Here is a 13025-nt window from a genome sequence, read left to right on the forward strand (position 1 = left end):
AATGGGTAAAGTAAAATTAAATCACGAACATCCAGCAGTTAAGGATGAAAGATATATTGAAGAAGTAAAACAATTGAGCTATCAACAACGTTTTGAAAAACTCATTGCAATAATTGAACTTTCTCACGTATTAAAATTGGCAAAAAAGGCGAACAACAGACTTAATATCAAATAAATATTAAAGAGTTGGAAAAACTAAATAACAAAAAATTATTAAAATTATGAAAGAATTATTCGGTTTAAAATCGTTTCAGCATATTTTATTTTTGCTCTTTTTTTTAGGAGTTATAATTGGAGTTTTAGTAACTCTGTACTTCATTAATCCGGATAAATTTAGATTTTTATTATTAATACCTTCATTACCAGCTTTATTTTTTATTTCAAGAGGATTACATAAAAACAGTAAGTTGTTTTTTATGGATTTAAAATTAATGACAGCAAAATCCTAACATTGGCCCCAAAAAAAATCCTTATTATTACTTATTATTGGCCACCCGCTGGCGGACCGGGTGTGCAGCGTTGGTTAAAATTCGTTAAGTACTTGCCTGAATTTGGCGTTCAGCCGATCGTTTATATTCCAGAGAATCCTACGTATCCTATTGTGGATCAAAATTTAGTTCAGGACGTTTCTGAGCAAGCCATTATTTTAAAACAAAAGATTTTTGAACCGTATCAAATAGCTTCATTTCTTTCGAAGAATAAAACTAAAAAGATGAATTCCGGGATTATTCCCAATCAGAAAAAGCAAAGCTTTCTTGATAAAACGTTACTCTGGATTCGAGGCAATCTATTTATTCCGGATGCTCGTGTTTTTTGGGTAAAACCATCGGTGGCTTTTTTGGAGAAATACATTGTTGAAAATAATATTGACACTATCGTTACCTCGGGACCTCCTCACAGTTTGCACCTCATTGGACTAGAATTAAAGCAAAAATTAGATTTGAAATGGTTTGCCGATTTTAGAGATCCGTGGACGACTATTGGCTATCATAAATCCTTACGATTGTCTCATTATGCGGATAAAAAGCACAAAGTACTGGAGCATCAGGTTTTGAATACAGCGGATACCATTATCGTGACGAGTAAAACAACGAAAGCAGAATTTCAAGCGATTACAAATAAACCAATTGCGGTAATAACTAATGGCTACGATATGGAAGAAGTGGCGAAACAACCGTTAGATTCTAAATTTACATTGGCGCATATTGGTTCTTTTCTTTCAGAGAGAAATCCTTTAATTTTATGGGAAAGCTTAGCTGAATTGACTGCTGAAATTCCAGATTTTAAATCCCATTTAGAAATAAAATTAATTGGTGCTGTAAGTCAGGAAGTTTTGCAAACGATTACTCAAGTTGGGTTACATTCCTATTTGAATAATATGGGTTATGTTTCGCATGCAGAGGCGATTGCGCACCAAAGGAAATCGCAGGTTTTGTTGCTTATCGAAATTGATTCTCCTGAAACCAAAAGCATTATCCCTGGAAAATTATTCGAATATATGGTGTCAAACCGGCCGATAATTGCGATTGGTCCTAATGGTTCTGATTTTGCCGAAATCATAGCCGAGACCAATACGGGTATATTTTTTGATTATTCAGAAAAAATGAAACTTAAAAGTGTAATTTTGGACTTTTACAAGCAGTTTTTGGAAGGTAAATTGCATTCAAATGGGGTTGGATTACAAAAATATTCCAGAAAAAATCTTACCAGAGAATTGGTCGAAGTAATAAACAAAATATAATATAAAAGTGAGTTAGCTTCGTGCCTCGCAATAAAATAAAATGGGAATAGTATTAAATCAGTCCTTAAAGAATACCGTAATTACCTATATTGGATTTGGAATTGGTGGTGTAAATACTATTTATTTGTATCCTGTTTTTCTTGGGGCTACTTTTTACGGATTAACGAATTACATTACCTCTTGCGCAAATGTGATTATGCCATTATTTGCAATTGGGATGCAAAATACACTAGTTAAATTTTATTCTCAATACCAGACAGAGGAAGAAAAGTCTCGTTTTTTATCCTTTACAGTTTTATTCCCTTTGTTATTAATAATTCCGATGTTGATCATTGGACTTTTCTTTTACGATGAAATATTATTCTTCTTGTCAAAAAAGAATCCAATTGTAAAAAGCTTTATCTGGCTTATACCATTTATTGGTTTGTGCATGGCATATTTTGAAATTTTTTATGCTTGGTTGCGGGTTCACATGCACTCTGTTTTTGGTAATTTTGTAAAAGAAGTTGGGTTGCGGTTATTTTCATTGTTATTATTAATTGCTGTTTATTATGATATACTCACCGTTGAAGGGTTTGTTTACGCAACAGCCGGTTTGTATTTCTTGGCATTACTAGTGACAATGTTCTACGCATTTAGCATACAAAAACCAGCTTTTCAGTTTGTCATACCAGCAAATACAAAAGAAATATTAACGTATACTTTTTATATTATTCTGTCTGGTAGTGTTGCCAATTTACTATTGGATGGAGATAAAATTATGCTTAACCAATATATGGTTATTGATAATATTGCTTTTTATTCGATAGCAACATTCATCGCATTGGTAATTTCAGTTCCCAGTCGCGCCATGCACCAAATCGTTTATCCAATAACAGCTCGATTAATGCACGAAAATAAGCAGCAAGAGCTAAATGATTTGTACAAAAAAACATCCATTAATCTTCAAGTTGTGGGCGGTTTGGTTATGTTGGGTATTTTTGTCAATATTAATAAATTGTACGATATGCCTCAATTGCATGACTATAAAGAAGGAATAATGGTTGTATTCATGATTGGGTTATCTAAATATTTTGAATTGATATTAGGCAATAATAATGCTATCATTTTTAATACTAAATATTATAAAACAGTTTTGTTTCTTGGAGTACTTTTAGTTGTCATAGCTGTTGTCCTGAATGCAATATTTATTCCTATTTATGGTATAATTGGTTCTGCTTTTGCTACTCTATTATCGATTACAATATACAGTTTGGCTAAATTACTTTTTGTGGTAAAGCGTTTGCACTTGTATCCATTTACAAAACAAACGGTAACTTCTCTTGTGGTTACTTTTATATTATTTATTGCTTTTTATTTTTGGGAATTTCCTTTTACCCCAATAATCAGTATTAGTTTCAAATCAATTTTGGTTACACTTTTATATGTTTACATCAATTACAAATTTGTAATCTCAATCGAAATCAATCAAGTTTTAGATGTTGTTTTGAAAAAATTGAAGCTCAAACTATAATTTTTGATCTTTACTTTAAGTACTTCTTAAATCTAATTTTTAAAAGGAACTTTTTCCCGTCTATATCAAAGAGGGATTTGAAGAATTTATTTGAAAAAAATACTGTTTTCTATTCTAAAAAGTTTGATACTAGCCTTGCTTATCTGTGAATAATGTAAGTTTAATTAATTATTGTATAACTGTAAATAGGTCCTTTAAAATAAATTTGTATGGAACTTTAATAGTAATACTGATTAGCTGTTTAATTTTTTAAATAGATTAAAAATCACTAAAAGTGGGTATTGTGAAAATTATATATAGCGTTTACTTTTGCATTATATAATTTTATCAAACTATTTTTTAGAAAAATAATAGCTAAGGTAATTTATTCTAATAATTATGACAAGCAATACCTATGTTAACGAAGAAAGTCTGCAACAATTTACCTCAATTCTTGCAAGTAAAATTCATCATGGATTTACAATTATAGAAAAAAATGATTCGTTACCTTTTGCAGTTTTATCTAAAAGCAGGAAAGAGGTCGATCATGGATTAAATTTTTTACTTTGTTGCATGACTTTAGGAGTGTGGTCAGTTGGCTGGATTTATGTAACTTACGTTTCTTCCAAAGAAAAAAACATTGTAATTGCCATTGATGAAGATGGTAATACGTTTGAAGAAAAATGCTATACCGATTAGAAATCTCATAATTTATCTTTTAAATATTTCCCGGTTACCGAATCTTTTATTTTTACAATTTGTTCAGGCGTTCCTACTGCCAATAATTTACCACCGTTTTCGCCACCTTCTGGGCCTAAGTCAATTACCCAGTCTGCACATTTGATCAAATCAAGGTTATGTTCAATAACTAAAATTGAATGTCCTTTTTCTATCAACGCGTCAAATGAGGCTAATAATTTCTTGATATCATGAAAATGCAATCCTGTTGTAGGCTCATCAAAAACAAATAAAGCCTTGTCCTTTGTTGCGCCTTTTACTAGGAATGAAGCGAGTTTTATACGTTGCGCTTCTCCACCTGAAAGTGTAGAGGAGGATTGTCCTAATTGCACATATCCCAAACCTACATCTTGTAATGGTTGTAGTTTTTGAGTGATTTTAGCTTGTTTATGAGCTATAAAAAATGCAATTGCATCATCTATAGTCATCGTGAGTATATCGTGAATGTTCTTGCCTTCAAAAGCGACTTCCAGTACTTCTTTCTTAAATCGTTTTCCACTACAGGTTTCACACGGCAATTGTACATCGGCCATAAAAACCATTTCTACATTTATGGAGCCCTCTCCTTTACAAGTTTCACATCGTCCACCATCAACATTAAAAGAAAAATGCTTGGCTTGATAGCCTCTTATTTTTGATAGTTTTTCTTTAGCATACAATTCTCGAATGTCATCGTATGCTTTGATATACGTAACCGGATTGGAACGCGAACTTCTTCCTATTGGATTTTGATCAACGTATTCAATATGTTTTATTTGCAAAAAAGAACCAGATAGTTCGCTAAATTGCCCTGCTTTTTCTCCTACATTCTCCAGCTTTTTTTGCATCGCTGGAAAAAGTATCTTTTTAACGAGCGTACTTTTTCCGCTTCCGGAAACTCCCGTGATTACTGTTAATACTTCCAAAGGAAAGGTTACATCTATATTTTGTAGATTATTTTCCCTAGCGCCTTTTATTTCGATGAAATTCTTGAAAGCTCTTCGTTTTTTTGGTACAGAAATTTCTAAATCTCCGTTGAGATATTTAGCCGTAAGGGAAGTAGATTTCAGTATTTGGTCATAAGTTCCTTGCGCGACTAAATTCCCTCCTAGAGTACCTGCCTCAGGACCAATATCAATAATCATATCGGCTGCTTTCATGATATCTTCATCATGTTCGACCACAATAACGGTATTTCCTAAATCTCGCAGGGAGAGCAATACTTTGATCAATCGTTCTGTATCTTTTGGGTGTAAACCAATGCTAGGTTCATCTAAAATATACATAGATCCCACCAAACTACTGCCTAGCGAAGTCGCTAAATTGATACGCTGTGATTCCCCTCCAGAAAGTGTTGCCGAATTTCTGTTTAAGGTCAAATAATCGAGCCCTACTTCGGTTAAAAAGGATAGGCGGTTGTTAATTTCGACTAACAATCGTTTTGCTATTTGTTTTTCATAAACATCTAGTTCAATATTTTCGAAAAAAGTAACCAAATGTTTAATTGGTAAATCAACTAAATCAGAAACCGTCTTAGCATTGATTTTTACATACGAGGCTTCAATTCTTAGGCGTTTGCCTTTACAAGAATAACATTTAGTTTTCCCTCTGTAGCGAGAAAGCATTACTCTGTTTTGTATTTTATAATTCTTTTCTTCTAGCTCTTTAAAGAAATCATTCAATCCTTGAAAATAACTGTTTCCAGTCCAAATTAGTTCTTTTTGATCCTCAGATAATTGAAAATAAGGCTTGTGAATTGGGAAATCAAATTTGTACGCCTTGTTGACCAACTCATCTCTAAACCAGCTCATACTCTCACCTCTCCAAGGGAAAATAGCATTTTCAAAAACGGATAAAGTGGTATTTGGGACTACTAATTCTGCATCAATTCCTATTATATTTCCATAGCCCTCGCAAACAGGGCAGGCACCGTACGGATTATTAAAGCTGAATAAATGCACGTTGGGTTCCAAAAATGCAATTCCATCTAACTCGAAATTATTAGAATACGAATACTTTTTGTCGGAGTTTAGTTCTTGCAAATGACAAATGCCTTTACCTTCAAAAAATGCAGTTTGTACGGCATCGGCCAACCGATTATAAAATTCATCTTCTCCTGAAGTTGATGGATTAACAACGATTCGGTCTACGATTAAATAAATATTTTTAGTATCTAATGAATCCGGTAAATCATCAAGACGAACCATTTCATTATTGACTAATATTCGAGCAAAACCTTGTTGCAAAAGCACTTTTAGTTTGTCTTCCAGTTTTCGTCCTTCTTCTAGATGAATAGGAGCGAGTAGTAACCATTTGCTTTCTGGTTCAAACTTTTTTACATCATTGATGACATCTGTAACCGTATTTTTTTTGACTTCACGATCTGATATGGGAGAATAGGTACGTCCAATTCTAGCAAAAAGCAACTTTATATAATCGTAGATTTCGGTCGATGTTCCTACTGTAGAACGCGCGTTTGTTGTATTTACTTTTTGTTCAATAGCAATTGCTGGAGCAATTCCTTTAATGTATTCTACTTTCGGTTTGTCTAAACGTCCTAAAAATTGTCGGGCATAGGAGGACAAGCTTTCTACATATCGGCGTTGCCCTTCGGCATACAAAGTATCAAAAGCTAAACTAGATTTTCCAGAACCTGATAGTCCTGTAATCACTACTAATTTATTTCTGGGTATAGCAACATCTACATTTTTTAGGTTATGTACTTGTGCGCCTTTTATGATGATATTTTTCTTAGGATCTAATGTAGAAAGGTCAACTTGCATAAAACAATAATTTTCACAAAAGTAATCAATTTTCAACCGACTAAAAGAATTCAACAAGTCACAAATAATCTTTAAATACTGCAAATAATAGTGATTTTGGGATATGTATAGTTTTTATGTTTTCTATCCCATAAATAAATGCTATTTTTAAGTTTATTTTTGAAATAATTAACATCAAGATTCCTTTGAAAGCAAAACTACATCTTTTACTATTTTTATTTTCCTACTGTGCTTTTTCTCAAGAGTTACCGCCCATTGTCAAATATGCTTCTACAACTTATGGAGCAGGCAACCAGAACTGGATGATTTCCCAAGATGCAAATCAGTATGTTTTCTTTGCCAATAATGAAGGATTATTAGAGTTTAATGGGTCTAATTGGGAATTGTATCCGTCCCCTAATGAAACCATTGTTCGCTCTGTTAAAGTTATAGGAAATAAAATTTTTACAGGTTGCTATATGGAATTTGGTTTTTGGATCCGACAGTCAAATGGTAAATTAAAGTATACATCACTGAGTCAGACTATTAAAAATAAAATTCTTGATGATGAGCAATTTTGGAACATATTGAATTACGATCAATGGGTTGTTTTTCAATCCTTGAGTCGCATTTATATTTATGACACTAAAACGGGAGGTTTTCAAATTATTACTTCTAAAAATAATATTACAAAGTCATTCCGAACTAAAAATTCAATTTATTTTCAGAGTATTAATGAAGGACTTTTTGAAATTGAAAGTGGCAAAGGACGATTGGTATCCAACAACCCTGTTTTACAAAACAATAGGATTGTAAATATTTTTAGTATCGATGAAGGACTTTTAATTCAAACGCAACTAAATGGTTTTTACAAATTGATTGGAACTGTTTTGACTAAATTCAGTACCGAAATTGACACTGAATTAGCGTCAAGTAGTGTGTATAGCAGTCAATTACTTTTAGATGGTAGTTTTGCATTAGGAACAGTTTCTGATGGGATTTTTATTTTGAGCAATAGTGGAAAAATTAAATATCATATTACACAAAACAAAGGATTGAGCAATAATACAGCGCTCTCCTTATACGAAGATGTTGATAAAAACTTATGGGTAGGATTAGACAATGGCATAAACTGCATCAATTTACAATCTCCCATTCAAAATTTTGTTGACGATACGGGAATTTTGGGGACTGTTTACACCTCAAAACTCTACAACGGCAATTTGTACGTAGGAACTAATCAAGGTTTATTTTATAAGAAACACCAAACTTCTGATGAATTTAAGTTTATAAGTGGAACCAAAGGTCAGGTTTGGTCTTTGTTTGAACAGGAAGGAACGCTTTTTTGCGGTCATGATTCGGGGACTTTTGTAATTGAAAACGCCGTTGCAAAAAATATATTTTCTGCTTCAGGAACTTGGAAATTTGAGACCGTTCCCAATCAAAGAGGATTACTACTTCAGGGGAATTATTATGGACTTTCAGTGCTTTCAAAAATAAATAATCAATGGACTTTTAGAAACAAAATTGCTGGATTTGATTATTCTTCAAAATATTTTGAAATCATGAATAATTTAAATGTTTTTGTAAGTCATGAATACAAAGGGGTTTATAGACTTGAGTTAGACAATAAATTAACTAAGACAAAGCCTTTTATTACATACAATATTCCAAAAAAAGGTAAAAATGCGAGTTTAACAAAATTTAATAATACCATTTATTACGCGAATAAAGAAGGTATTTTTAAGCTAAATGAAAAATCAAAACAATTCAGTAAAGATGTCATTTTAAGTGCTGTATTTGAAAAAGATGAATATACATCAGGGAAGTTAATTGTCGATAATTCGAATAAAATATGGTTGTTTTCAAAAAATTACATTCATTACTTTTCCTTAAGTAAATTGAGTAATCAATTAAAGCAAAATGTTATTCCTATTCCAGCGTCCTTGACCAACTCGATGTTAGGGTACGAAAATATAACACAAATTTCAAATTCCAATTATCTAATAGGTACTACTGATGGATATTATATTTTAAATCTTAACGAACTGAGTTTTAAAAATCAAAATATTTCTATTACGGGGATTACTACAAATAAACTAAATGAAAGTTTAAAAAACCGTTCCATGACGGAAGAAGGAAGTTTTGAATACGATGAAAATAATATTACTATTACGTATACAGTTCCAGAATTTAATAAATATATCAATGCTGAATTTCAATATCTGCTAGAGGGATTTCAGGACGATTGGAGTGAATGGAACGCTAAAAATTCAGTAAGCTTCAAGAATTTACCGCCTGGAAACTACACGTTTAAAGTAAGAGCTAAATTTGCAAATTCAACATTGGAGGATACAGCAGTGTATTTCTTTACTGTAGAAAAACCATGGTATCTAACTTATTTTGCATTGCTTATTTATCTTATTTTATTAGTAATAATGGCTCGATTCATTCACAAGGCCTACAAGCGGTATTACCAAAAGCAAGAAGAAAAATTGATTGAAGAGAATAACCTTTTATTAGAAATTAAGGAGCTTGAAAACGAGCAAGAATTAATGCGTATTCGAAACGAACAACTTTCACTTGATGTGGATACCAAAAATAGAGAATTAGCTGTTTCTACAATGAGTTTAAATAGTAAAAATGAGCTACTGGCATTCATCAAAGCTGATTTAAAGAAAAATCCGGATGATGGTAATAGAAGTATCAAATCTGTAATTTCGACCATTAACAAAAACATAACTGAAGGAGACAGTTGGAGCGTTTTCAAAGAAGCTTTTGACAATGCCGATAAAGATTTTCTTAAAAAAATTAAAGCAGCGCATCCTTCTTTAACACCAAATGATTTGAGATTATGCGCCTACCTTAGACTGAACCTTTCGTCGAAGGAAGTAGCACCTTTGCTCAATATCTCTGTTAGAAGCGTTGAAATAAAAAGATATCGTTTGCGTAAAAAAATGGAATTATCACACGAACAAGGACTTGTTGAGTACATTTTAGCTGTATAGGTATTCCTGTTTTTACACTAATTAACTATACATTGCCACAACATTAACGTTATTGTTGTGGTTTTTTTATTTTTTGTAAAGATTAGGAATGTTTGTTTTAGTCTTATTATACAATACTTTTTTAACTATTGTAAATTAAATGCTTAATTTTTTGCATTGTATGTTTTTTGTTGAGGTTCTTTTTGATTTATTGTTAGTTGTTCCGTTTAATTTTATAATTCACAAAAAAAATAAATTATGAAGTCAAACTATCTACTAATCCTTTTTCTATTTCTATCCTCTTTTGGTTTTGCCCAAGGATTTGATGTAGGAGGAGTTGTCAAAGAAACGGGTTCAGGTTTACCAATACCTGGAGTAAATATTCAAGTTAAAAATACAACTAATGGAACCGCAACCGATTACGATGGTCGTTTTTCTCTTAAAGGGGTTTCCTCTGGCGCAACATTAGTATTTACGTACCTAGGATATAAAAATTTAGAGTATAAAGTAATCTCCAGTAATAGTGCACTTTCTATTATGTTAGTTGAAGATTCGAAAGTATTGGACGAAGTAGTTGTTATTGGTTACGGAACTCAAAGAAAACGGGAAGTAACTGGTGCTGTGTCCGTAGTAGATAGCAAAACAATTGAAGCTTTAAAACCGGTAAGAATTGAACAGGCACTTCAAGGAACGGTTTCCGGAGTAAATGTTACAACTACTTCAGGTGCTCCGGGTGCCGCTTTGGATATTCGCATCAGAGGTATTGCAACTAACGGTGAAAACAGACCTACAACGATTATTGATGGCTATATTGGAGAACTTGGATTACTGAATCCAAATGATGTTGAGTCCATCACTGTTTTGAAAGATGCACAAGCTGCTATATATGGTACAATTGGTGCAAACGGAATTATCCTTATCACAACTAAATCAGGAAAGAAAAACTCCAAATCAAAAATAAGTTACAATACATATTCCGGTTTTCAGGAAACGTCAAGAACTTTACCAATGCTTAATGCTACTGAATACGCCTTATTGTTAAATGAAAGTTATGCAAATGGTGGCAATGCTATACCATTTCCTAATGTTTCTGGTTTAGGTAAAGGAACAAATTGGCAAAATGAAGTTTTTAGTACCAGTGTTCCTATTATCAATCATGACATTTCTTTTTCTGGTGGATCTGATAAAATTACCTACGCGGTAAGTGGTTCGCATTTAGATCAAGAAGGAATTATTGGACGTGATAAATCTGGATTTTTGAGAAATACGGCAAGGGTTTCACTTGGTGCTGATGTTACTGAAAGACTTAAATTAAAAACAAACGTAATTTATACGTATTTTAATAGAAAATCATTAAACGAAAGTGGTTTAGGTTCTGTTTTGTTCAATGCTTTGAATACGCCTGCAACATTAACTCCTTATGATGCGAATGGTGATTTTACAAAAGTGCCTACAAATACTGGTTTAGGAATTGAAATTATAAATCCATTGGCACAAATCGCTAATACTTATAATGACTATAACTTTAAGAAAATCAATGGTAATTTTGGATTAGATTACAAAGTTTTCAAAGATTTTACGATTTCAAGTTCTATTGGTTTTAATACTTCAAACAGCGAGTCGAAATCGTTTGCCAAGCAAATTTTGTATTGGATAAATCCTTCCGATAAAGTATTTGATGTCTTGAGAAGTTCAGTTTCCCAAAGCGCTATCAATGATAATGACTACTCTTTTGATTTGTTTGGAACATATACTAAGAAGATTGCTGAAAATCATAATGTTGTAGCTACAATTGGTAATACGATATTTAAAACATTCGGAAATGGATTATTTGCAACTGGATTTGATGTTCCCTATAATTCTTGGGAATTTGCAGATATTGCATTAACACGAGGTATTTCTGAAACGGCACCAACAGGTTCTTACAATTATGATGATCGAAGATTGTCCTACTTCGCAAGAGGTCAATATGATTATAAAGGGAAGTATCTTTTTTCTGCCATGATTCGCCGTGATGCTTCGACAAGATTTGGACCCGGTAACAAAGTGGGTTATTTTCCATCCTTCACCGCGGGTTGGGTTGTGTCAGATGAAGGATTTTTTGGCTCAGATAAAGTGATAAACTTTATGAAATTAAGAGGTAGTTATGGAACGCTAGGGAATGATCAAATTCCACCTAATGGTTTCCGTTCGCAGCTTAATGGCGAAGCTACTTATGTGTTTGATGGGGCTTTAGTCAACGGATTAGCAACGGGGCAAATTCCTAATGCTAATTTAAAATGGGAAGAAGCTCGTAAGTTTGATGTAGGATTGGATTTGAAATTATGTCAAAATAAAGTTTCGATAGTAGCCGATTATTTCATCGATACACGTGCGGACTTATTAATCTCCAATATACCTGTTTCAGGTATCAATGGGACTGCAGCTCCTGGCGCTGGTGCTCCAACAATCAATGCAGGAACTGTCAGAAATTCAGGACTGGAATTTGCAATCGATTATAAAAATAAATTTTCAGATAATTTTTCCCTGAGCGTAGGGTACAATGTTACTTTTCTTAAAAATGAAGTTTTAGAAGTTAATAACGGAACTGGATACATTGAAGGTGGTGCATTTAGTGTTGGCCAGCAAGCTCCTGCAAGGATGGAAGTAGGACATCCAATGGGATATTTTTACGGTTTAAAAACTAATGGAATTTTCCAAAATCAAGCTGAAGTGGCAGCACATCCTTCACAGTTGTCTTTGGGTGCAGAGGCAAATCCTGGTGATCTTCGTTTTGTAGACGTAAATGGAGATGGTCTTATTAATTCAAGTGATAGAACTAACATCGGAGATCCAATCCCTGAAGCTACAATGGGTTTCAATTTACAAATGAATTATAAAAACTTTGATTTTGCAATTTACACATTTGCTTCTGTAGGCAATGATATGGTTCGAAATTATGAACGAAACCTTACTGACGTTAACCGACTAAATTATGTGTTAGATCGATGGACGGGTGAAGGCAGCACGAATAGTACCCCAAGAGTTACAACAAGTGCTTCAGGAAATTCTACTTTCTCCGGTTATTTTGTTGAAGATGCTTCTTATTTACGCATTCAAAACATGCAATTAGGCTATGCACTTAATCCTAAATATTCAGAAAAGGTTGGTATTACCAAAATACGTTTATATGCGGGTGTAAACAACTTATACACGTTCACAAAATACAAAGGTTTCGATCCAGGTGTCTCTAACGGAGCCCCAATTGGAGGTGGAATAGATTATGGTTTTTATCCAATTCCTAGAACCTACTTATTGGGTTTAAACATTAATTTTTAATTCGATTT

8 protein-coding genes are annotated in these 13025 nt (G+C 32.9%); 7 read left to right on the forward strand and 1 reads right to left on the reverse strand.

Annotated elements, in window-relative coordinates:
* The first annotated feature begins 1 nt into the window (after position 1).
* The 5 genes from ACNQGB_RS08580 to ACNQGB_RS08600 all read left to right on the forward strand — a co-directional run bounded on the left by ACNQGB_RS08580 (position 2) and on the right by ACNQGB_RS08600 (position 3932).
* Entirely contained in the window at positions 2-175 is a 174-nt protein-coding gene (locus ACNQGB_RS08580) for a hypothetical protein (protein ID WP_417943461.1), read from the forward strand.
* A 46-nt stretch (positions 176-221) separates the two neighbouring features.
* Entirely contained in the window at positions 222-449 is a 228-nt protein-coding gene (locus tag ACNQGB_RS08585; RefSeq protein WP_417943460.1) for a hypothetical protein, read from the forward strand.
* A gap of 2 nt (positions 450-451) precedes the next feature.
* Positions 452-1741 carry a glycosyltransferase family 4 protein gene (locus ACNQGB_RS08590; protein ID WP_417943459.1) on the forward strand — a complete coding sequence of 430 codons (1290 nt, stop codon included), beginning with the start codon at positions 452-454 and terminating at the stop codon, positions 1739-1741.
* 40 nt (positions 1742-1781) lie between these two features.
* Positions 1782-3254: an oligosaccharide flippase family protein gene (locus tag ACNQGB_RS08595; RefSeq protein ID WP_417943458.1), complete on the forward strand. Its 1473-nt coding sequence runs from the start codon at positions 1782-1784 to the stop codon at positions 3252-3254.
* A gap of 378 nt (positions 3255-3632) precedes the next feature.
* Positions 3633-3932, forward strand: coding sequence for a hypothetical protein (locus ACNQGB_RS08600; RefSeq protein ID WP_417943457.1), 300 nt, complete (start codon positions 3633-3635; stop codon positions 3930-3932).
* A gap of 5 nt (positions 3933-3937) precedes the next feature.
* On the opposite strand, the gene uvrA is transcribed toward ACNQGB_RS08600, so the two are convergent.
* The gene (uvrA, locus tag ACNQGB_RS08605) at positions 3938-6733 is read right to left on the reverse strand and encodes an excinuclease ABC subunit UvrA (RefSeq protein WP_417943456.1); all 2796 of its coding nucleotides are present in this window, start codon (positions 6731-6733) and stop codon (positions 3938-3940) included.
* A 185-nt stretch (positions 6734-6918) separates the two neighbouring features.
* Here uvrA and ACNQGB_RS08610 point away from each other — a divergent pair, with 185 nt between their 5' ends.
* A complete protein-coding gene (locus ACNQGB_RS08610; RefSeq protein WP_417943455.1) occupies positions 6919-9720 on the forward strand; it encodes a helix-turn-helix and ligand-binding sensor domain-containing protein in 2802 nt (933 codons plus the stop codon).
* Positions 9721-9957: 237 nt separating this feature from the next.
* The gene (locus ACNQGB_RS08615) at positions 9958-13017 is read left to right on the forward strand and encodes a SusC/RagA family TonB-linked outer membrane protein (protein ID WP_417943454.1); all 3060 of its coding nucleotides are present in this window, start codon (positions 9958-9960) and stop codon (positions 13015-13017) included.
* The last annotated feature ends 8 nt before the right edge of the window (positions 13018-13025 follow it).

It is taken from the genome of Flavobacterium frigidum, assembly GCF_048286795.2.

Coding starts and splice junctions, on each gene's coding strand:
- ACNQGB_RS08580 (WP_417943461.1), top strand. CDS start 2: ATGGGTAAAGTAAAATTAAATCACGAACATCCAGCAGTTAAGGATGAA.
- ACNQGB_RS08585 (WP_417943460.1), top strand. CDS start 222: ATGAAAGAATTATTCGGTTTAAAATCGTTTCAGCATATTTTATTTTTG.
- ACNQGB_RS08595 (WP_417943458.1), top strand. CDS start 1,782: ATGGGAATAGTATTAAATCAGTCCTTAAAGAATACCGTAATTACCTAT.
- ACNQGB_RS08600 (WP_417943457.1), top strand. CDS start 3,633: ATGACAAGCAATACCTATGTTAACGAAGAAAGTCTGCAACAATTTACC.
- uvrA (WP_417943456.1), bottom strand. CDS start 6,733: ATGCAAGTTGACCTTTCTACATTAGATCCTAAGAAAAATATCATCATA.
- ACNQGB_RS08615 (WP_417943454.1), top strand. CDS start 9,958: ATGAAGTCAAACTATCTACTAATCCTTTTTCTATTTCTATCCTCTTTT.